Here is a 21,141-nt window from a genome sequence, read left to right as displayed (position 1 = left end):
ATCGTAAGGGGGGGAGGGGTGGGAGACGGGTACAGCAGGTGGCGACCGGGCACGGATCGGTGGAGTGGGGAGGCCATCGTCGCGCCCGGCCTGTATGGTGCGGTAGGGAGATGCCATCTGGGGTCGTCATCCCACCCATCCGAACTGTTCTTCCGCCCACCACTTAAAAATACCGATAGAAATTTCCAGGACAAACATCTCGTCTCGAGCCGAAAGTATTAGTTACCACTGGAAATATAGTCCGGTACGAGAGTGAACGAAAGTGAAACTCCGCCAACCAACTGACTTCCTGATCCTCGAAGCGCTCGAGGACAAGGGTCGAAATGTCGCAACGAACCTGGCTGCACACACGGGCAAGAGCCGGAAAAACATCAACACGAGGCTTCCCGTACTGGAGGACTACGGTCTCGTCCAGAAGATCGGACCCGCGGAGCGGTCCGGGCTCTACGAGATCACCTCGACTGGGAAGGCGGCACTCGTCTACCGCGATCAGTACGACGAGGTCGACGACTTCGATGCGCTCATCGAAGGGCCGAACGCTGGCGCAGAGCAGGACGGTGAGGCGCAAGCCAGTTTCGCCCGCGGTGAAGACGACGCCGACGAGGAGTAACGGACCGAGCTGATCGAGGCCGACTCGATCTCGCTCACCGATCGACCACCGAGGTGCGCTGCGGTCGTCCAGCAGCGGCATTCGGTTCGACGCTATTCTGCCGACCGCGGGCCATGGACCGCGGACCGATCGGTCCGCGGATCGCCGCAACCGAGAGCGTCGCGCACCGACGATGCGGTGGCGTCACGAATCGACGCTGCCGCCGGGGGCGAGCGCGCGGCGGGCGCACGACGAAAAGGAGAGGCTGAGTTTTCGTTCCCGGTCGTCCGCAGCCGGAATCGTCGTCCCACAGCGCGAGCTCTCGGCGTCGTATTCGGGAGCCCACGCGTAGGCACTGAGCATGGGTGTCGCGACCAGCGCCCCCTCGTAAATGAACGCGACGCCGTGCTCGTGGGCCAATCCAAGCGCGTGTCCGATCTCGTGGACCAGTACCTGAATCGTCCGCGCCGGCGTCGTGAGCGGCACGATCGATCGGGCCTCGTCCGTGACCAGTTCGTCGTACGGCTCGAGTTCGGCGATGTGCCGCGCCCCGCCGACCGATGCGACGTGCGGGATCCCGTATCCGGTCGGGGCCTCCTCCATCCCGCCGTCGGTCACCAGCAGATTGACGTCCGACACCCGCTCGATGTCGCGCCGGCCGAGCTCGCCCGCTGCGACGGCCATCGGCCACTCGCCGCGGGTCGTGAGGCGTGCGGCGTCCTCGGTCGAGACCGAAACGGTGCCGCCGACGGAGAGCTCGAGCGTCCAGTAATCGAGTGCGAGCATCTCTTCGAGGTACTCGTGGATGCGATCGGCGACGCCGTCGTAGGTCGCGGCCCGCTCGGAAAACCAGATCCGAACGTCGAGTGTCTCGCTCGAGCCGCGCGTCGCGTACGCCAGCGTCCCGAGCGAGGCCGTCGATCCGACTGCCCCGAGGAAGACGCGGCGCTTCACGACCAGCCGTCTCGAGGCGGACACCCAGTTCCTGTGGCTGCATATGTGCAGCCATTAGGTACTGCGCGCGGATGCCACCGCGGGCTGCCGACGACGGCGACCATCAGCTAACGGCGACGGCCGTCACCACCGAACGGCCGACCGTCGATCCGATCCCGGCCGTCGCGTATCGACGATTCGGACGCGCCCGTCGGCGACGCGAATCTCGATCCCCGCCGGCAACTCGTCGGGTTCGATCGGCGCGAGCAGAAGCAACGCTTCGTCCGCGGTTTCGACCAGCCACCGGTCCGGCGTCCGCTGCCGCATGCAGCGGTTCCACCGGCCAGTCCGGAGCCGTCTCCTGACCTGCCACTCGGAGTAGTACCGGCCGTTCGTCCCCTCGAAGACCGTCTCGCACGGCGACGCTACCACGGACCGCCCACCACCGACGTCTGGGCGACGCGCCGCGTCGCCCGACCGATTCTCGTCATTGCTACCCGACCGACCGGCCGTGACGTGCATCGATACTGGGGTTTACATACGCGACCTTTAAGCTGCCGTGACACTCACGAAACACTGAACGTCGGCGACGATGCGCGTCACGGCCACCGCCACGTCCCGCCGATCGCTTTTCAGTGGCCGTCGCTCTCGAAGAACTCCCCGAGGATCGCCTTGAGCCCCTTTCGGAGGTGCTGGTGCATCGTCGGCGGCGAGATGTTCATCGATTCGGCGATCTCCTCGCCGGTACTCTCTCGTGGCCAATCGAAGAACCCGCCGTAGTAGGCCAGTCGAAGCGTCGTGAGCTGGCGGTCGGTGAGCTGATCGAGGATTCGATCGCGCCGTTCGGCTGCCGTTCGAACCGGCCGATCCACCTGCCGTCGCGCGACGAGTTCGGTGTTCTCGTAGACGAGGGTCAGCGCCTCTGCGATCTCCCTGACGTCGGCGTCCTGCGAGACCTCGATCACGCACGTTCCGATGCCGTCCTCGACCGTGACGTCTCGGATCGTCGCGCCGTGATTCGCGAGCGTACGGACCCCCGACTTCGCCAGGCGCATTTCGATCGTACAGCTCTCGTCCCCGTCGTGGATGAGCCGACACTCCTCGATGGAGTCGTGGTCGCCGGCCTCCGCGAGAACCGTCTCCCCGTCTAGCCCGTCGATCGTCACGTACTGGAAGGTGCGCCCGTTCGCAGTGGTCCCGGCCCACTCGAGCGAGCAGGTGCAGCCGTACTCCTCGGAGAGGTCGAACGAGAACGTATCACCGCCGTCGATCCGAAACTCGAGTTCGACGACGGTGTCGGCGAAGAGCAGTTGCCGGTTCTTTACGGCCATGATCGTGAAGCCGATCGTCTCGCCGAGCAGTCTGAATCCGGCCCGCTCGCGCTCGCTGAACGCGTCGTCACGGCTCGCGAGGACGGTGAGGACGCCGTAGGTCGCGTCCTCGTGCGTAATTGGGACGGCGATCGCGGATCTGACGTCGTCTTCACGGGCCGCCGCTCGGAGCGGCTCGGGTGCCTGTTCGTCCTCGAGGAGACGGTTCGTCGTCTGGATCTCGCCGGTCCGTGCCGCCCTCGCCACCGGTCGCTCCTGATCGATCGAGAAATCCCGGACGCGCTCGAGGTAGGTGTCCGCCTCGCCCGTGCCGGTCCGGTAGGAGAGCTGGCCGTCGCCGGTCCGTTCGGCGATCCACGACCCGCAGTACAGCTCCGAATCGACGAGCTGCTCACAGACCTCACTCTCGATGGCGTCCCGCGCCGGGGCCTCGACCAGCGTCTCGATCACCTGTCGGACGACCGCGTTGATCCGGTTGAGCGTCTCGAGCTGGTCCTGCCGCGAGCGGAGCTGTCGCTCGCGACGGACCCGTTCGGTTATGTCGCGCGCCAGCCAGACGACGGCGCGTCGACCCTGCATTCGCTCCTCGATCGGGACGACACGCGCCTCGTATCGACGGTCCCCCTCGGTCGTTTCGGTGTCGTACTCGACCGACTGAACGTCGTCGGTCCGAATCGCCCGATCGATGCACTCCTGGAGCTTCGCGGCGACCTCGTCGGGGAACGCCTCCTCGAGCGTGGTCCCGGGAAGTTCGTCGGCGGCCATCGTGTAGAGGTCCGCCGAACCGGGCCGGACCTTGGCCTCGAGATAGGTCCCGTCCTCGCCGATGACGAAGGCCTCGTCGGGCAGCTTGTTGGCGAGAATCCGGTGGTGTCGGCCGCGGCCACTCTCCGGCCCGGACCGCGAACCGATCGTCGAGACGATCAGATCGATGGGGTCCTCGTCGCGGTTCGTCGGCACGTATTCGGTCGCGTCGGATCGGAGTGCGACGGTAGCGAGCCGTTCGTTGCCGTCCCGGGGCGCGACGATCGTCGGCACGTCCGGGAGCCAGCCGTGGACGTGCTGGAGGACCGTCCGAATTTCACCGGGACAGTCGAGCTCGACGACGACGGCGCACGGAGCGGTCGATGCGGGTTCGCCGTCGGCCGCCGAGTCACCGTCGGTCGCCGTCTTCCCGTCGACCGTCGTTTCGTCGGAACGCGTCTCCTCGCTTTCGGCCGCTGATTCGAGGACCGCCTCGAGGTCACCGGTCGCCGGAACCGTCCGGACATCGCGATTGGTCGCCTTTTCGAGACGCGTCCGGAGACGGCTCTCCTGCTCTCTGGCGTCCGTCACGATGAGTATCGGTCTCGCTCGGTCTGTCGTGATCATCCGTGTGTCCCCTCCGCGCGGCCCCGTCGAATCCGCCAGCCGCAACTCTCTTTCTACCAAGAACGGATTGTGGAATAAAAGCTTGCTGGTCGTCTCTCGGCCGTCCGACGGCGAACGACCCGTGCTCACGGGTTCGGAGGGCGACCACGTCTCATCTCTCGTATCTCGCGCCGCGGCCGCGGGCCGGTCCGGCGTCAGCCGTCGCTGCTTACAGTTCGCCCTGCGCTTTCAGCTCGCTGATGATGTCGTCGACGAACGACTCGACGTCCTCGTAGGGAAACGTTCCCCCGGAGGTCTTGCTGTTCAGCTCCATCGCGGTCATCGAGAAGTCGCCGGACTCGAATGTCGTCCCCGGACCGTTCGGCAGCGCCGGAACGAGTTCCATCGGACCCGAGACGGGATAGTCGGCGTCTTCGAACGCCTCGGTCAGCTGGTCGCGGAGATCGGCTTCGTCTGCCATTACGTCCCGTGGTTCAGCGTCGGCCCCAATAAATCTGCAGGTGGTGCGGGCCGGCGCGGCGAAATCGCTTACAGACGGCGCATGAATTCGGGCAGGATACCCCGCTCGCTCGAGCCGCCGGTCGCAGCCGGTTCGGCACCGGGCGGATCGATCTCTCCGTCGTCGGACGGCTCCTCGAAGGGATCGGCGCTCGAATCGCGGGCGGCCTCACCGTCGGGCTCCGCCGTCTCGGATCGGGTCTCGGCCGCCGCTTTCGCCGCTTCGTTCGTCCCGTCGGCCGCGCCGGTCTCCGCCTCGGTTTCGGCGTCGACCGCTGCCTCGAACGCGGCCTGGGATTCGGGACCGAAGTAGTAGGGCTCGCTCGGCGCGAGGGACGCTCGCAGCTGCACGTTCGCGTATCCGGCCGCTGCCAGCGCGGGGACGACCAGTGGTTCGATCCCGAACAGCGTCGGTCCGGCCGTCAGGATGACGAGAGAGACCGACAGCGGCGAGTAGAGGAAAAACGCGATCAGTCGGAAGACGTTGCCGACGTAGCCGTCGATGACGTAGGCGTAGAGCCCGTACGCCCCGATCAGGAGGCCGATATCGGCGTAGAGGCCGACGAGGAGGCCGACCTCCCCGGCGACGAAGCCGTGGATGTGGACCGCGATCGCCCCGGTCAACACGGTCGTTCGATTGACGTAGGTTTCGTCGAGCGCCATCCCGAAGACCAGCACCGCGAGCTGGATCAGCGGGGCTGCCAGCCACCACGGGAGGGAACTGAGGAGAACGCCGGGATACACGTCGATTACACCCACTCGTCCGAATGGAGTCGGGCCCCTCCCTTTAACGTTCGTTCCGTTTCGAGACTCGATACGAACCCGGACGACGATAGTAGTCGTTGAAACGATTTACTCACCGCTCGCACTCGAGCGGCCAGCACCGTTCGTGCTGGCCGCTGATTCGCGAGCGAAAGTGCAATGACTTTCAACGTCTACTATAGCTGCTCGACGAGGTCGGCCGCACGGCTCGAGTCGCGCCGGTGCGCTCACCGTCACCGAGACGCCCCCGGAACAGTAGAAACAGTAGAAACAATAATTAGTCAGCAGCGTGGAGTGTGCGGACATGGCGAAGGATACCGTCAGGTACCCGGACGACGTGGTCGAGCAGATCGACCAGCTCGTCGACGACGGTATGTTCGAGAGTAAATCCGAGTTCTACCGCTTCTCCGCGGAGTACGTCCTCACCCTGATCGATTCCGACCACGAGGTGAAGACGTTCAATTTCGACGAGATCAAGTCCGAACTCGATATCACCGAACAGGATCACGCCGACGCGCTCGGGGCCGACGGTGGCACCTTCTTCCTCGATGCCGTGATCAACGTCCGAAAGCACGGCCTCCGCGGAAACTACGAGGCCGCCGAACGGTTCATCGACACCCACTACGACGAGACCGACCAGGAGTGCATCATTCTCGAGGAACTGCTCGGGACCTACCGCGGCGAGTCCGCGTAGGCGAACGGCTCGCCGAGCGCTTCTAGCTCGACGTGCTCGCCGACGAGCCGCGCCGCTCGATCGTACGGCGTCGCGGCGCTGGCGTCCGGGTCCGTCGATGGTGACGCGCACGGTGACCCCGCAGCATCCCCGCGCGGTGGCCGATCGACGCCCGCCGTCGCCGCGACGTGATCGAGAACCGCCGTCCGCACCGACTCGTTGTCGAACAGCCCGTGCAGGTACGTCCCCAGCACCCGTCCGCGAGCCGCGCTCGAGTCGCCGAGCGGCCGGGAAACCGCTTCGAGCGCCCGCGTCCGGCCGGCGTGAATCTCGTAGCCGGACGCCGGGCCGTCGGCGCCGTCGAGCAGCGGCGACGCGGTTCCGTCGACGGGGACGGTGGTCTGCTCGAGGCGCTTGTCGCCCTCGAACCGGGTTTCGACGGGGAGCAGGCCCAGTCCCTCGACGACGTCGTCTTCGCCCGTGCCCTCGAGTGCGGCGTTGGTGATCCGCTCGCCGAGCAGCTGGTAGCCGCCGCAGACGCCGATAACCGGCCCGTCGAAAGCCGCGAGCGCGTCGGCGAAGCCGGCTTCGCGGAGCGCCAGGAGGTCGTCGACCGTGTTCTTCGTTCCCGGAACGACGACCGCGTCGGCGTCGATACTCTCGAGCGGGTTCGCCGTGACGTCGTCGTCGACCGGAACGTAGACGACCGAGACGCCGGGTTCGGCCGCCAGCGCCTCGAGATCCGTCGCGTTCGAGATCCTGGGGAGCCGAGGGACGGCGATCCGAATCCTGCGGTCGGCGGGAATGCCGTCGTCGTCGCCGACGACGCCCCGCTCCTCGGCTCCCGGGAGGCCGACACTGTCCTCCTCGGGAAGCCCGGGGTCGTCGTAGGGCAGGACGCCCAGAATCGGGACCCCCGTCCGGGACTCGATCTCCTCGATGCCGGGCTCGAGCAGCGACGGATCGCCCCGGAATTTCGTAATCACCGCGCCGACGATTCGATCCCGGAGGTCGTCGGGAACGAGTTCGACGGTTCCGTAGAGGCTGGCGAAGGCACCGCCGCGCTCGATGTCGACGAGCAGGAGGATGTCGGCGTCCGCGAACGCGGCGGTCTCGACGTTCGCGAGGTCCCGGTCGTGGAGGTTGATTTCGCCGATGCTGCCCGCTCCCTCGGCGACGATCACGTCGTTGTCGGCGGCCAGTCTGCGGTAGGATTCCGCGGCCGCCGCACGCGCCTGCTCCCAGTATTCCTCGTAGTAGGTGCCGGCGGGAACGTGGTCGTGGGCCGCTCCCTGCAGAACCAACTGGCTCTCGCCGTCGCCGCGGGGCTTGAGGAGGACGGGGTTGCAGTCCGTGGTCGGCGTGATCCGGGCCGCTCGAGCCTGGACGAACTGCGAGACGCCGATCTCGCCCCACCGGGCGTCGGTGCTGCCGTCGGAGTTGCCGCTCTGTCTCTGTCGCCCGTCGGTCTCCGGTCGAACGACGACGCGAGCGTTGTTGCTCATGTTCTGGCCCTTGAACGGGGCGACGTCGATCCCGCGGTCGGCGAGCAGCCGGCAGAGGCCGGCCGCGACCGTCGACTTGCCGACGTGGCTCGCGGTTCCGGCGACGAGAAGCGTTCTGGTCATCCGCGTTGGGACGTATTCGCGCGGCCGGTGGTATCGTCCTATCGGTTCGGTCGCGTTTCCAGCCGATTGCACAGACACCGCGTCGGATACGTGGCCGTCTCGGGTTCCGCAGTCCGTTCGACGGCGGATCGGCCGGCGGAGAGCGATACTGTCACGCTACGGCAGTGTGGTGGCGCAATCACGCAGTTCGTCCTCGGTTTCCCACGTACACAGTCGATCCGCGTCCGCGAGCATATCGAATATCGCCGTCTGCATCCCGCTGTACGGCCTCTCGGGATCGACGGACGTCTCGACGTCCGCAGCGTCCGTCTCCTCGTACGTCCGCACGAGGACGTGGGTCTTCTCGAAGTAGGTCTCGATGGCAGTAAAATAGCCCTGCTCGACGAGGAATCCGCCCTGATCGTGCTCAGTCACGCCGACGATGACGTCGGCGTAGTCGGCGAGGAGCCGAAATTTGAGGTACGTATTCGTCCATTCGCTTCGAATATCGACCATCAAAAACGCGTACCGATCCGATCGTCGGTTGAGTCTGTCCTTGACGAGTTGGAGGCGGTGGATCTCCGGACGCCCGTAGCTTCCCAGCACGAAGTACGTTCTGTCGGTCGTCAGAAGCGGAGATAGCTCTGCCACGCTCTGTTTGAGCGCTTCGTACTCCTCGGGCGTCAGCGACGACTCGTGGAGGTACGACTCGGCTTTCGCAGCGAGCTCGTCGACAGTCACCGGCTGCTCGCTCATCGATCGAGATGACGCGGCTTCGGGACTTTAATTTATCGGCTCGTATCGTGAATACATTGTCCACATACGATTCGCATTTGAGCGAAACGCTTTTGGGCGTATCGAACGAAGGAACGGGTATGAGCACGCCGGATCGGACGCCGACCGACCTCGAGAGCGTTCGCGAGCGACTGAACGTCGTCACGCAGGAGACGCGGTTCGCACTCGTTCAGGACCTCCTCGGGCACCCTGAGGGGCTGCCGACGCTGAAGGAGCTGGACTACGTCAATCCCGGGAAGAGCCGAACGACGATTCGGCAGCACCTCCAACGACTCATCGAGGTGGGGGTCGTCGAAGAAGTGACCCTCCCGACGGACCGCCGGCGGAACGATCGTCCGTACAAGTTCTACGGGATCAGCGATCAGGGGCGGCAGTTCCTCGAGTCACACGACCTCCTGCGGGCGGAGGACACCCTGCGATCGATCTACGAACGGGTGGAGAAGACCGACGAAATCGAGCGGTACGAGGCCGCACCTCGGCCGGAACGGTAACCCGCTACTCCGTCCGATACCGCGCGTCCCAACGCGGACCGGCGCGACTCGAGAGGACGACTCCGACGAGTCCCAGAGCGACCCCCGCGAGCCCGAGCACGGCGGCGAGCTCGAGAGAGGGCGGAACGACGACGAAGCCGGCGACCAGCGTCGGCACGAGCGCGACGGCGACGCCGAGGGTGAAGGTCGCGAAGCGCACGGCGTCGAAGAGGAATTCGTTGGGATCGAAGCCGGCGATGTAGACGGTGAGCCCGTAGTAGTACAGCGCGTACCCAGCCAGCAGGATGGCCCCGACGACGGCGTCGACGAGCGTCGCCTCGAACCAGATCACGGCTGCGAGGTAGGGGACCGCGACCGTCGGCGCGCCGACCAGGACGAACGCGATCCGTTTGGCCCGGAAGACGTCCGCGATCGAGACGGGGTAGGTGAGGTAGGCCTCGAGCGAGTCGAACTGGGTCAGCCAGTTGTACGTCGTAAACGCCGAGAGCCCGAGGACGCCGCCGAAGAAGATCCCGGGTGCGGGCGCGATGCCGGTGATCGAGTCGACGACGCCGACGAGCGCGGCCACGAGCGCGAGCAGGATGGTCGCCGAGACGAACGGCTTCCAGACGCCGCCCGAGGAGCGCGCGAGGTCGAGCAACGACTTCGTGACCAGCGGCGCGTCATCGACGGGGAGGGCGTTGCTGAGCCGCGCGAAGCGATCCGTCGCAGTCCGAGCGGGTCTCCCGTACGTCGGATCGTACAGCCGGAGCGACCCCGTTGCGACGGCGGCGGTCGCGACGGCCAGTCCGACGGCGGTGATCGCGGGCCCGTCGATCGGCACGAGGACGCGCCGGAGCGCCTCGAGCCCCCCGGTCGCCCAGACGGTGACGGCGGCGACGCCGATCGCTAGCCCGATCGTCCAGGGTGCCACGCCGCGAGTGCGGACGGCGATCAGCGAGACGGTCACCGCCATGCCGACGGCGAAGACGAGGACGAGCGAGAGCCAGAACAGCCCCACCTCGAGCGGTGTCGTGGCCGACAGCCCGTCGACCGCGACGCTCCCCAGCGCCATCGGCAACACGAACGCGACCCCGTAGAACAGCGCGTCCTTCACGAGGAACGCGCCGAGCAAGCGCCGCCGCGAGAGCGGCAGCGTCGTCGACGACGAGAGCAGCAGCGACAGCCGCCCGAACACGTTCTCGAGCATGTCCGATCCGGCGAACCCGGCGGTGCCGCTGTAGAGCCCGAAGCCGACGGCGAGGACGTGCAGCCCGACGACGACCGTTTCGGGCGCAGTGCCGGTCTCGACGAGCGCGACGGCCGCGCCGACGGCGAGCAGTGCGATCACGAACGGGAAGCACGCGAACCGCCACCCGCCGAACAGCTGGGTGTGCAGTCGCCACTCCTCGCGGAAGAGCACCGCGAGCAGCCGCCGGGTCGAGATCCCTGTCCCCGATCGGTCCGGGCTCGCCGTGTTCGCCCGATCCGACGTCCCAGCCCCGGTCCCGGTCCCGGTCCCGGTCCCGGTCATGCGTCTATCCGCTCGAGCGACGGGGTATCTCGCGCGTCTTCACCGTCGACGCGGTCGAGGAACACCTCGAGCAGCGATTCGTCGGGCTCGTCGTCGAGGGAGCGTTCGGTCACGAGTCGTCCGTCGGCGACGATGCCGACGCGAGTGCAGATCTCCTCGGCGACGTCGATGTTGTGCGTCGAGACGAAGACGGCGTTGTCGCCGGCCGCGTAGGAGACGAGGAACTGCTTGACCTGCTCCTGGACGAGCGGATCGAGGTTCGCCAGCGGCTCGTCGATGAAGACCACGTCGGGTTCGTGGACGAACGCCTGCGCGATCATCACCTTCTGCTGTTGCCCCCGAGAGAGGTCGGTGTGCAGCGTGTCGAGCTTGCTCTCGAAGCCGAGCCGTTCGGCCCACGCGGCCGTCCGATCGGCGACCCGCGCCGGCTCGATGTCCCGTACCTCGCCGACGAACTCGAGGTACTCGCGGGGCGTGAGAAAGCTCGGCGGCGATCCCTGCTCCGGCAGGATGCCGACCCGTCGGCGCGTCTCGAGGGGGTCCGCGACCGGGTCGGTCTCGAGGACGCTCACGTCGCCCGAATCCGGCTGTATCTGTCCGGTCAGCACCCGGATCGTGGTGGTCTTGCCGGCACCGTTCGGGCCGAGAAACCCGTATACCTCCCCGCGATCGACGGAAAAGCACATCCCGTCTACCGCGTCGACGGATCCGTAGGACTTCCGCAGTCCGTCTACCTGAATCGCTCCCATTGAACGCAGAAGCGTTCTCAGGAACTGATAATAATTGTGTTGGTAGAGGAATAGTAACACTGGGCCGATAGCACGGGATTCGAACCAGCCGGTCGTTGTGTCCATCGGCAGCTGGACGATCGCGCGTTTGCCGTCGGTCGATTTCCCGTCGACGTACCGCGCCGGGCGATTGAACGCTGACTCGAGGTCCATCCCGTCGAGCGGCTGTTCGACGGCGGTTTCGACCTCCTTGCGCCCGAGCACCGGGAGACGGAGCACTCGACGATGCAATCAGCGCCGTTCCCTGAAATCAACCACGGGCAGGTACCTCCGAAGACCGACAAGTAGATACGCCACAGCTGAAACGAGTACTACCCAGCCGATTACAGGTGCGACCTCGTCGATGATACCTGGATCGGCGTCAGCGAGGAGGCTCAGTTGATACAGAACTTCGTTCGTGAGTAAGACCAGGGTCGAGAGTGGAAGGAGGAGGATAGCGATTCCATTTTTCGCACCTTCGCTTAATTCAATCTGTATCATTACTGCTAATACATACGTTTGCGAGTAAAAGCGAATCGAATTTGAATCGTTCAGGCCGCAGGAACCCGTTCACACAGCGAAAAAGCCGAGAGCCGTCTACGCAACCGTGGCGCGCAGCATCGAATCGCTCACGGTTCGCTAGACGAGGTAGTATCGTCCGAGAACGCGGTAGCCGTGGGAAACGTTGGTTGTAGCGGGTCCCGGTCGCGGCGCGACTGGCTCCGAGATCGGCGAGGGTGACCGCACAGCGTTCATTCGAGACTGCTCACCCTGAACGGGTGCGAAGTAGCGGTATTCGGGACGCAAACGGACCCTCCCTCCCATACGACGCTCTCTCCAAGCGAGCCCCCGACGCGCCGGTTCTGTGGGTGGTTGGCAGTCCGCCCGATACCGCCTGTCGCCGGCGCTCAGAACTCGGTCCCGCGCCGCGCTCGCTGTCCCTCGTCGATCGGATGTTTCACTTTTCTAACGTTCGTCACGAGGTCGGCCTGCTCCTCGAGGTACGTCGGTTCGGTGTGACTGCCACAGAGGATGAGTTCGAGGTCGTCGGGTTTCCGTTCGACGAGCTCGAGGACGTCTGCTTCACTGACGAGGCCCCGATCCGCGGCGTAGAGCACTTCGTCCAGAATGAGCATGTGCATCCCGGCTTCGGGAGCCGCGTCGAGATCGATCGGCGCGGCGAGGTCGGCCGCCTCGGCCGCCTCGAGTAGCTCGCGGGCCCGCTCGAGGCCGGCCTGGGCCTCGGCCTCGTGGTCGGCCTCCTCGCTCCCGTCGGCCATCCCGTGCCAGCCGTAGTGGCCGAGGTTCTCGTAGCTGATGCCGGGCAGGGCCGCGATCGCGTTGTACTCGCCGCGGACAGCGTCGACGCTCGAGGCCCCGCCCTTCATGAACTGGAGCATGTGAACGCGATAGCCGTGGCCGGCGGCCCGCATCCCCATGCCGAGGGCGGCCGTCGTCTTTCCCTTTCCGTCGCCCCACCAGACCTGGACGAGGCCGAACTCCTCGGGAGCGGCGGGCTCGATCGCCTCCGCTTCGGGCGTCCGTCCCTGTCCGGGGGTGTTCTCGACCGCGGACTCGGGCGTCCGATCGTCGCTCATACGGGAGCCGTCGGACCGATCGCACATGTAGTTGCCTCCTCCGCCCGTGTCCGATCTGTGACACTCCTAACCAAACGTGTCTTTAGGGCTCGCTCCTAACGTCGCTGCACGCATGTCCCTCGAGTTCTCCTCGTCCGACGACGTCGCCTCGTTCGAGCGCGTTATCGGCGCGCTCGACGACGAGGCCTGCCGGGAGATCATCGCGATTCTCGAGGAGCCGATGACGGTCCACGACATCGCCGAGGCGACGGCACATCCGCTCTCGACGACCTACCGAAAGCTCGACTGCCTGACCGACGCCGGACTCGTGGAGGAAGCCGTCGGCGTCCGCCGGGGTCGCCACCAGAAGTCACGATACGTCGCCAACCTCGACCGGATCTCGATTCGCCTCGACGACGACAACGAGTTGCGCGTCGATATCGACCGCGGGACGAGACACAGTATCTGGTCGGACCTGTCGTCGGAACTGTGAGCCGACCGGTCGGCTTCTCGATCGCAGTCTAGCCGTCGATTCGGACCCATCCCCCACGCGTCCCCGCCGAGACGGATCGACTACTGGATGACGAATTACCGACCGACGAGATCGATATCGGTGGGTCCCTGCCCGTCGAACTGCCGGACGAACTCGTCGAGGCGCGCCGGCTCCGACGCACCCGGAAGCTGCTCGTCCGCGGTCGAACACGTCGCCTCCACGTCGAGTCGGTCGCAGACGAGATCCGCGGTCGCCTCGGCCATCCGCCGGTAGGTCGTCAGCTTGCCGCCGACGATGCTACAGCAGTTCTCGACGCCCTCGTCGGCGTGCTCGAGCAGGTGGAAGCCCCGGGAGATTCCGCGGCCGCCCCGCGCGGCCTCGTCGGGTTCGTACAGGGGGCGGACGCCCCACCACGTCCGAACGCGGTCGGCGTCGACGACCGACGGGAGCATCGCCGAACACTCCGCGACCGTCCGCTCGACCTCCCGATCGTCCCGCTCGTAGTCGTCGGGATCGCCGACCGGCACGCTCGTCGTCCCGAGGACGACCTCGCCGTCGTGCGGAACGACGATGTCCCCGTCCGCGGGCTCCCGGCACCGGTTGAGCACCGGCTCGAGACCATCGTACGCGACCGAGACCATGACGCCGCGAGTCGGTCGCATCTCGACGGAGACGCCCGCCATCTCCGCGATCTTCCCGGCGTGGGGACCGGTCGCGTTCACGACGTACTCCGGGCACACGGTGTCGTCGACGTCGCCGCCGAGTTCGACCGCCGTCACCCGGCCGCGCTCGACGGTCATCGACGTGACCGGTGCGTGGGTGTGGATTCGCGCGCCGTGCTCGCTCGCGCCGGCCGCGTTGGCGGCGACGAGCCGGGACGGGACGACCACGGCGTCCGGGACCCACATCGCCCGCTCGACGTCGTCTGACAGCCCCGGGACGGCCTCGCGGGCGGTCGCGCCGTCGACGACGTCGGTCGGGATTCCCACGTCCACGCAGGCGTCGCGCTTCGCCTCGAAGTACGCCGGGTCGTCGTCGGCCAGTTGCACGAACAGACCTCGCGTCTCCCGAACGCACGCGCCCGCGATCCGTCGCAGGGTGCGATTCTCCTCGAGACACTCCGTCGCGCCGGGCCCGTCGGCTTCGGCGTAGCGCGCCCCGCTGTGGAGCAGGCCGTGGGAGCGCCCCGAGGCACCCGACGAGAGGCCGTCTCGCTCGACGAGCGTGACATCGACACCCCTGCGCGCGAGGTCTCTGGCGATTCCGGCGCCGGTCGCGCCGCCACCGACGACGAGGACGTCCGTTTGATCCATACGCGACCGACGTGCGCCAGACGGACGTAGCTTTCACTCCCCGGACGGCGGAGCGGCGAAACCGAGCAGGGCGAACGGGGCCGCGGGTTCGAACCGTCTCGGCTCGCGGTCGCGCGGCGCTACGGGCTGTACTCGGGCGACTGGGCCTCGATCGTATCGGCGACGTTCTCGAGTTCCTCGCCGATCGTCGCGACCAGATCGTCCAGCGTCGCGATCCCCGCCAGGTCGCCGTCGTCGTCGACGATCGGGAACCGGCGGACGTTGTTGTCCCGGATCGCCTCCGAGATCGTGATCGGATCGTCGTCCTCGTGGACCGTTACCGGGTTGGCCGTCATCACGTCCTCGATCGAGACCGACCCGACGTCGTCGTGCTCGTGAATCGCGAGCGCCGCGTCGCGGTCGGTGAGCATTCCGACGGGTTCGTCGCTTTCGACGACGACGACCGCACCGACGTTTTCCTCGGCTAGCGTTTCCGTCGCCTCCTCGAGGTCGCTGTCTGGACTCGTCGTGACGACGTTTTCGGGGCCGAGTTTGCCGATAGACATGGGTCACTCGAATGCAGCAGCGGAACGGTATTCAACGTGGAGCCTTCGAGTGAACGCAGGTCAGTAGCCCGAGCGTTCCACGGCGGCTCGAGCCGGCTGCGATCAGACGTCGTACTCGACGTCTACCGACGCATCTCCGAACAGCCAGAAGTCGGTGATGTCTCCCTCGAACCAGTAGGCGTCGAGATCGTCGTCGACGCTCCCGGTGACGGTACGGCCGTCGATCACGTCGCCGCCCTCGAGCGTCGCATCGCGATAACTGGACTTGACGACGTCACCGTCGACCGTGAACTCGTATTCGGTCGTGCCCGATGCGTCGCTCCCGTCGATCACGATCGAGTGCGGGGGTGTGGGCGCGGACTCGAACGCGTCGGGGTCGAGTTCCTCCTGATCGGCGTACACGTTGGCCGACCCCTGGTGGAAGGTGAGATTCGAGACCGAACCGGAAAAGCGGAAGCGCTGAACGCCTCGCTCGATCGAGCCGACGACCGTGTCGCCCGACTCGACCGTCGCGTACCGGTCCGAGTCGTCGCCGGCGATCGTCTCGATTCGCCCGTCGACGGTGACCGTATACTCCGCCTGCGACCCGTTACCGACGATCGTCAGGACGTGCGGGAACTCCGCGCCGTACTCGGTGGGGTCGACCAGCTCGCCGTTGACCGAGACGCGCGCGTCGCCGTCGACCGTCAGCGATTCGAGCTCGCCGGCGAAGCGGAACGCGTCGCGCCAGCCGCCGACGCTACCGACGACGGTCCCGCTGTCGATGGTGTCCGCGCCGTCGATCGTCGCGCCCTTGATCGTCGACTTCTCGGCGGCGCCGGAGACGGCGAACTCGTAGTGGCTCGTGCCCGCTGTCCCGAACCCGTCGATCAGGATCGTGTTCTCGAGGGCAGCGGGTTCCTCGCCGTACTCGTCGGGGTCGATTTCCTCCCCGTCGACCTCGACGGTCGCACGCCCCTGGTGGAACCCGACGTCGACGAGCTCTCCGTCGAACCTGAACCCGTCGACGTTGCTCGTCGTCGTCACCCATCCCGTCGCCGTCGTGCCGTCGATCGCGTCGTGGCTCTCGAGCGTCCCGCGGTCGGGGTTGCGAACGATCTCGCCGGTCGTTTCGACGTAGTACTCCGTCGGATCGCCCTGGCCGATGATCGTCAGGGTACGTTCGGGGAGATCCTCACCGGCCGACTCGTCGCCGTCGGACGGCTGCTCCTCGTTCCCGGAGCCGGATGCTGCCGCTTTAGCGCTTTCCGGACAGCCGTCGGGGATGAAGTGGTCGGGGTTGCCGTCGGTCCCGGTGCCGTCGTCGGTGTACACGTCGGTCATCTTCACGTTCGGGCTGTTCTTCGTATCGATTCCGACGCCCGCGCCGTTCGTAATGACGTGGACGTTCTCCAGGGTAGCCACGTCGCCGCCGTCGCCCCAGATCCAGATACCGCGGTTCGCGGAACTGGAACCGCTCTTGTAGACGACGGAGTCGACGATTTTCATGCCGCAATCGCCGATGCGGAGCCCCGTGTGGTGGCTGTCGTTGGTGTAACAGTTGGCGAGTACGATATCGCCACCGTCGCCGTTGTATGCGGGCGCCGAGCCGTAGATGCCGTTGTTTCCGTTCGCGGAAAAATTGCACCGCGATACCTCGAGCGATCCGTTGTGATCGGGATCGACCCAGATGCACTTCGCTCGGTAACTGCCACCAGTCGGTCGATCGGACGGACACTCGTCGAAGTAGATGTTCTCCATTCGCGAGGTGCCACCGCCCGTATCGGCCACCGCGAAGAGCGTGTCGTCGTACGCGACTTCGCCCGTAAAGCCGATATTTCGAATCGTCCAGTCGGTCCCCTTCGCGACGATCGTGATCGAATTTCGAGTGCCGAGATCGATGAGCTTGTTCTCCCACGTCTCCCCGGAGTCGATTCGAATCGTCTGGCCGCTCGCGGCAATCGTCTCGTATTCACCGGACGCCGCGTTCGCGGCTCCCGTCGCCGTCCCCGTAGCGATCGCTGCGACGCCGGCCAGCTTCAGATACGAGCGCCGGTCGATCGTCGTTTCAGTGGTCCGTTCGTCGGTGGGGACGGGATTTTCACTGCTCCCTCCCGGATAGTCGCGTGCCATACTGGGAAATGAGAAAGTCGAGATAACATAAACTTTCTTGCTTCTATTAGTACGTATTTCGATGAAATACAATAAATCGTGACTATATGTACAGAATATTATGAAATACTTGTCTATAACAATATTCGAAGAAGAACGTGGGCGACGCTGGGTGAAAACACCGAAGCCGGCAGCTGATCGGCTTTTACGCGGGTTTCGTTCGGTCACCTGGATTCGGCTTTCCACTCGCCGTGAGTGTCTCCGGGTGGTTTCGACACCGTCTCGACCGTCAGTAACAACGACGTACCGTCGGATAGGATATTCCTGAAAACGAATCTCACAGCCCGCTGACCGGACCGAAATACGGACTGTTAGTCTCGGCGGCTCCCGGAACCGCACGTCTCCGCCGCAGTTTCGTCACTCGAAGACCGTCTCAGGGTGTGTCTCGAGGACGCTCTCGGTGGAGTGAAGGTCGTCGATGACCGAGGTCAGGGAGAAGACGCGGAAGATCTCCGAGCGATCGTACTCCTCGTGAGCGTCGAGCAAGCGCTGGATCTCGTCGGCGGAGAGGACGTCGCCCACGGTGTCGCACTGATCGATCTGGCGCTGGATGCAGTCGATCGTCGTCGGGGGAAGCGACGAATCGGTATCGAGTCCGTTGATCGCCCTGATGAGCGGCTTGACGACCTCGAACGCGCCGGGGTACCGTGAGAGGAGGTCGTCGACCACCGCAGTCGCCGCGTGACGCGGCGAATCGACCGCCGCGTTGTAGTCCGGGTGCGTCTGGCTCGCGGCCTCGGGGGAGAGCTCACGGAGGAACGACCGATAGAGCTTGTATCGCGTCTTCTGATCGGTCGGACAGTTCATCGCGTACCGGAAGAACGGCAGCGAGTAGAACGGCGTCGTGCTCCAGAAGAAGAACCGATTCCGATCTTCCCCCTCGAACAGGAAGTTGACCGCTCGCTCCGAGACGAGGAAGTGAACGTACTTCGCTTCGGGCGTTCGTTCGGGATACGTCTCGATCCGGGATCGGATGCTCTCCTCGATGGCCGACTCCGACAGGCCGGTGATCTCCGAGACGTCCTCGAGCGGCAGGAATCGGTTTTCGCGGACGATGTGGTCGATGAGATCGTCGTCCGCGAGCGGCTTCGCCGGCGTCAGATCGGGGAGAACCTTGTCACCGCCGTCCCCGGTAACGTAGGTCATCGACGGACCGAAGTCGTCGTGAAGCTCGCGAAAGAAATCGATAATGAACGACGTGAGAAGGCCGATTTGTCCGTTTTTCGTCTTGATGATCGTGTCGAGGTCGCCGCCTCGGGGGGAATCGACGCGATAGGTCCGCCAGTCGATCCCGTAGATGTCCGCGAGTTGGCCCGCAATCTCGACGTCCGGCATCGGGACGTAGGCTTCGGACGCCATAGTGGCGGCAGTGACCGGCAGCCCCCCGGTGTGATAGCCGGCGAGGACGGACCGAGAGTCGAGTCCGCCGCTCAGGGAAACGACGTCGCGGTCGCCGATACCGGCGCGGCTACGACAGGCCGCCCTGAACCGAGAGACGAGTTCCGTCGCGTTCCGCTCTCGACTCCGATCGGCGTAGGCGGGCTCGTCGAAGGAGAACGTGTGGAGCGTCGACGTCGTGAGCCTGTCCTGTGCCGGATCGAACGTCAGTAGCGTCGCCGGCCGGAGCCGTTCGACGTCCCGGAGGAGCGATCGGCTCCCGAGCGTATAGCCGAGCAGGAGGGACTGGGCGACACCCACCGAATCGAAGGAGACGTCGCGACAGTTCATAATGTAGCGGAGCTCGCGAGAGAAGACGAACGAGTCGCCGTCGTGATGATAATGGAGCGGGAGGCGACCAAGGAGATCGTTCAGCAACGCGAGCCGACCGGACCGCTTGTCGGCCGCGACGACGACGAACTCCCCGTCGGTCTCCAACAACCACTCCGTCAGCGCGTCCGTATCCGATTCGAGCGCGTGCCGAGCGACCGTCAGCAACTCGCGTTCGAGCGACCCGTCGTGGTCGTAGATCCGCCCCTCGAGATACACCCACCGATTCTCGTCTTCGTACACCCGAACGGGGTACTCCGGATAGGCCGTAACGCCGACTGCGTGCTCCGATTCGTCGAGAACGACCCGTTTCTCGTATCGGCCGAGATGCAACAACGGATCAAGGGACTCGGCGAACGTCGCTTCGGTCGTTCCTTCGCTCGTCGTTCTGCCTGATACGCCGACCATGTAAGCGGAGATGTAACTCTCGTAAATCGTTATCTAGTGACTGCGTATCTATAGTGGTCCGCTACTGTCTCGCTATCCCACATGAGGGGGAACCGAACGCGAACGGACTCGTTTCCCTTCTTACTGCTTCGTAGTGACTTTCTCGGCGAACCTCTCGCGGACTTTCTCGACTTTCGGGGCCGCGTGCATCGTACAGTAGGCGTCGTTCGGGTGCTTCTCGAAGTAGTCCTGGTGTTTCTCTTCGGCGCGGTAGAACGTCTCGAGCGGCTCCAGTTCGGTCACGACCTCGTCGTCGTACTCCTCGTCGAGGGCCTCGATGTAGGCCTCGGCCTGATTCCGTTGGTCGTCGTCGTGGTAGAGCACGATCGAGCGGTACTGGGTTCCGACGTCGGGCCCCTGCCTGTTCAGCTGGGTCGGGTCGTGGGTCGCGAAGAACACCTCGAGCAGGTCGTCGTAGCCGATGGCGTCGGGATCGTACTCGACCTGGACGACCTCCGCGTGTCCGGTGTTCCCGGAACAGACCTCGCGGTAGGACGGCTCCTCGACGTGCCCGCCGGCGTAGCCGGAGGTGACCGACGACACGCCCTCGAGCTCTTTCATCGCGGCCTCGGTACACCAGAAACAACCGCCGCCGAACGTGGCTCGTTCCATGGGCGTCCGTAGGGGACCGCCGAGGAAAGATGTGACGGGTGTGATCGGTCGGTCGGCGGTGACGCCCCGCTATTGCGACGTGAATCGCGTGGGAAGGGATTTGGCGGTCGCCGACGAACGGCGGTGTATGTCCTGGGACACAGTCCGACTCGAGTGGGACGACGACGTAGCGACGCTGACCGTTGACCGACCCGACGCGCTCAACGCGTTGAACGTCGAGACGCTCGAGGCGATGGGCGACGCGATCGCGACGGCCGCGGACGAGGATGCGCGTGCACTCGTCCTGACGGGCGCGGGTGACGCGTTCATCGCCGGCGCCGACATCAAATACATGCGGGACCTCTCCCCCGAAGCCGCCCAGGAGTGGGGCGAACTCGGCCACGACGTCGCCGACGCGCTCGAGGCGTTCCCCGCGCCGACGATCGCGGCGGTCAACGGCTACGCCTTCGGCGGCGGCTGCGAGATGGCGCTGGCCTGCGACCTGCGGGTCGCCGGCGAGTCGGCGCTGATCGGCAACACGGAGATCGATCTCGGGATCATTCCCGGCTGGGGGGCTACCCAGCGACTGCCCCGGCTGGTCGGCGACGAGACGGCGCGACGGATGATCTTCCTCGGCGAGCGGCTCGACGCCGAGTCGGCCGCCGAGGCGGGCCTGTTCGGCGAGGTCGTGGCGGACGACGAACTCGAGACGGTCGCCGACGAGTTGGCCGATCGGCTCGCCGCGAAACCGGCGTTCGCGATGCGGACCGCCAAGGAGGCCATCAATCAGGGCTACGAGGGATCGCAGGGAAGCGGCCTCGGGTACGAGAAACGCGCTTTCGCGAGCCTCTTCGGCACCCACGACCAGCGCGAGGGGATGGACGCGTTCGTCGAGGATCGGGACCCGACGTTCGAGTAGCGGGAGAG

At 65.7% G+C, this 21,141-nt stretch carries 21 protein-coding genes; 5 read left to right on the top strand and 16 right to left on the bottom strand.

What is annotated here, in order from left to right; translation table 11 throughout:
• Positions 1–262: 262 nt before the first annotated feature.
• Positions 263–610 carry a winged helix-turn-helix domain-containing protein gene (locus tag BMX07_RS01240; RefSeq protein WP_090612308.1) on the top strand — a complete coding sequence of 116 codons (348 nt, stop codon included), beginning with the start codon at positions 263–265 and terminating at the stop codon, positions 608–610.
• Positions 611–793: 183 nt separating this feature from the next.
• On the opposite strand, the gene BMX07_RS01235 is transcribed toward BMX07_RS01240, so the two are convergent.
• The 5 genes from BMX07_RS01235 to BMX07_RS01215 all read right to left on the bottom strand — a co-directional run bounded on the left by BMX07_RS01235 (position 794) and on the right by BMX07_RS01215 (position 5,481).
• Positions 794–1,543, bottom strand: a complete 750-nt coding sequence (locus BMX07_RS01235) for a zinc metalloprotease (protein ID WP_090612305.1) — start codon at positions 1,541–1,543, stop codon at positions 794–796.
• A 123-nt stretch (positions 1,544–1,666) separates the two neighbouring features.
• Complete coding sequence (locus BMX07_RS01230) at positions 1,667–1,954, bottom strand: hypothetical protein (RefSeq protein WP_090614751.1); 288 nt, start codon at positions 1,952–1,954, stop codon at positions 1,667–1,669.
• Between the two features lie 200 nt (positions 1,955–2,154).
• Positions 2,155–4,224 (bottom strand): bacterio-opsin activator domain-containing protein, encoded by a 2,070-nt coding sequence (locus tag BMX07_RS01225; RefSeq protein WP_090612301.1) that lies wholly within the window; start codon positions 4,222–4,224, stop codon positions 2,155–2,157.
• Between the two features lie 208 nt (positions 4,225–4,432).
• Positions 4,433–4,684: an MTH865 family protein gene (locus tag BMX07_RS01220; RefSeq protein ID WP_090612296.1), complete on the bottom strand. Its 252-nt coding sequence runs from the start codon at positions 4,682–4,684 to the stop codon at positions 4,433–4,435.
• Between the two features lie 68 nt (positions 4,685–4,752).
• On the bottom strand, positions 4,753–5,481 hold the full coding sequence (locus BMX07_RS01215) for an ICP22 family protein (protein WP_245742021.1): 729 nt from the start codon (positions 5,479–5,481) through the stop codon (positions 4,753–4,755).
• A 307-nt stretch (positions 5,482–5,788) separates the two neighbouring features.
• On the opposite strand from BMX07_RS01215, the gene BMX07_RS01210 reads away from it, so the two are divergent.
• Entirely contained in the window at positions 5,789–6,178 is a 390-nt protein-coding gene (locus BMX07_RS01210; protein WP_090612291.1) for a ribbon-helix-helix domain-containing protein, read from the top strand.
• Here BMX07_RS01210 and BMX07_RS01205 read toward each other — a convergent pair.
• A complete protein-coding gene (locus BMX07_RS01205; RefSeq protein ID WP_090612288.1) occupies positions 6,157–7,785 on the bottom strand; it encodes a cobyric acid synthase in 1,629 nt (542 codons plus the stop codon). The genes BMX07_RS01210 and BMX07_RS01205 overlap by 22 nt on opposite strands.
• A gap of 156 nt (positions 7,786–7,941) precedes the next feature.
• Positions 7,942–8,520: a DUF8170 family protein gene (locus tag BMX07_RS01200; protein ID WP_090612283.1), complete on the bottom strand. Its 579-nt coding sequence runs from the start codon at positions 8,518–8,520 to the stop codon at positions 7,942–7,944.
• A gap of 119 nt (positions 8,521–8,639) precedes the next feature.
• Here BMX07_RS01200 and BMX07_RS01195 point away from each other — a divergent pair, with 119 nt between their 5' ends.
• A complete protein-coding gene (locus BMX07_RS01195; RefSeq protein ID WP_090612279.1) occupies positions 8,640–9,050 on the top strand; it encodes a helix-turn-helix domain-containing protein in 411 nt (136 codons plus the stop codon).
• 4 nt (positions 9,051–9,054) lie between these two features.
• Here the strand turns inward: BMX07_RS01195 and BMX07_RS01190 are convergent, their stop codons facing one another.
• The 4 genes from BMX07_RS01190 to BMX07_RS01175 all read right to left on the bottom strand — a co-directional run bounded on the left by BMX07_RS01190 (position 9,055) and on the right by BMX07_RS01175 (position 12,928).
• Entirely contained in the window at positions 9,055–10,563 is a 1,509-nt protein-coding gene (locus BMX07_RS01190) for a hypothetical protein (RefSeq protein ID WP_245742020.1), read from the bottom strand.
• On the bottom strand, positions 10,560–11,312 hold the full coding sequence (locus tag BMX07_RS01185; RefSeq protein WP_090614742.1) for an ABC transporter ATP-binding protein: 753 nt from the start codon (positions 11,310–11,312) through the stop codon (positions 10,560–10,562). Before BMX07_RS01185 ends, BMX07_RS01190 begins: the two co-directional genes overlap by 4 nt.
• Before the next feature lie 270 nt (positions 11,313–11,582).
• On the bottom strand, positions 11,583–11,831 hold the full coding sequence (locus BMX07_RS01180) for a hypothetical protein (protein ID WP_090612275.1): 249 nt from the start codon (positions 11,829–11,831) through the stop codon (positions 11,583–11,585).
• Positions 11,832–12,238: 407 nt separating this feature from the next.
• The gene (locus BMX07_RS01175) at positions 12,239–12,928 is read right to left on the bottom strand and encodes a cob(I)yrinic acid a,c-diamide adenosyltransferase (protein WP_090612270.1); all 690 of its coding nucleotides are present in this window, start codon (positions 12,926–12,928) and stop codon (positions 12,239–12,241) included.
• A 112-nt stretch (positions 12,929–13,040) separates the two neighbouring features.
• On the opposite strand from BMX07_RS01175, the gene BMX07_RS01170 reads away from it, so the two are divergent.
• Positions 13,041–13,400, top strand: a complete 360-nt coding sequence (locus tag BMX07_RS01170) for a helix-turn-helix domain-containing protein (RefSeq protein ID WP_090612266.1) — start codon at positions 13,041–13,043, stop codon at positions 13,398–13,400.
• Positions 13,401–13,495: 95 nt separating this feature from the next.
• On the opposite strand, the gene BMX07_RS01165 is transcribed toward BMX07_RS01170, so the two are convergent.
• The 5 genes from BMX07_RS01165 to msrA form a co-directional block, all read right to left on the bottom strand.
• Positions 13,496–14,713, bottom strand: a complete 1,218-nt coding sequence (locus BMX07_RS01165; protein WP_090612262.1) for an FAD-dependent oxidoreductase — start codon at positions 14,711–14,713, stop codon at positions 13,496–13,498.
• 119 nt (positions 14,714–14,832) lie between these two features.
• Positions 14,833–15,258, bottom strand: coding sequence for a CBS domain-containing protein (locus BMX07_RS01160; RefSeq protein WP_090612258.1), 426 nt, complete (start codon positions 15,256–15,258; stop codon positions 14,833–14,835).
• Positions 15,259–15,360: 102 nt separating this feature from the next.
• Entirely contained in the window at positions 15,361–17,370 is a 2,010-nt protein-coding gene (locus tag BMX07_RS01155; RefSeq protein ID WP_090612254.1) for a right-handed parallel beta-helix repeat-containing protein, read from the bottom strand.
• Between the two features lie 396 nt (positions 17,371–17,766).
• Positions 17,767–19,584 (bottom strand): asparagine synthetase B family protein, encoded by a 1,818-nt coding sequence (locus BMX07_RS01150; protein WP_090612249.1) that lies wholly within the window; start codon positions 19,582–19,584, stop codon positions 17,767–17,769.
• A 120-nt stretch (positions 19,585–19,704) separates the two neighbouring features.
• On the bottom strand, positions 19,705–20,235 hold the full coding sequence (gene msrA / locus BMX07_RS01145) for a peptide-methionine (S)-S-oxide reductase MsrA (RefSeq protein WP_090612246.1): 531 nt from the start codon (positions 20,233–20,235) through the stop codon (positions 19,705–19,707).
• A gap of 127 nt (positions 20,236–20,362) precedes the next feature.
• Between msrA and BMX07_RS01140 the strand changes: the two genes are divergently transcribed.
• Entirely contained in the window at positions 20,363–21,133 is a 771-nt protein-coding gene (locus BMX07_RS01140) for an enoyl-CoA hydratase/isomerase family protein (RefSeq protein ID WP_090612243.1), read from the top strand.
• The last annotated feature ends 8 nt before the right edge of the window (positions 21,134–21,141 follow it).

Origin of the sequence: Natrinema salaciae, from assembly GCF_900110865.1 — an archaeon.
Lineage (GTDB): Archaea > Halobacteriota > Halobacteria > Halobacteriales > Natrialbaceae > Natrinema > Natrinema salaciae.
Note: the sequence above shows the minus strand (reverse complement) of the source record. Positions and strands in the feature narration are given on the sequence as shown.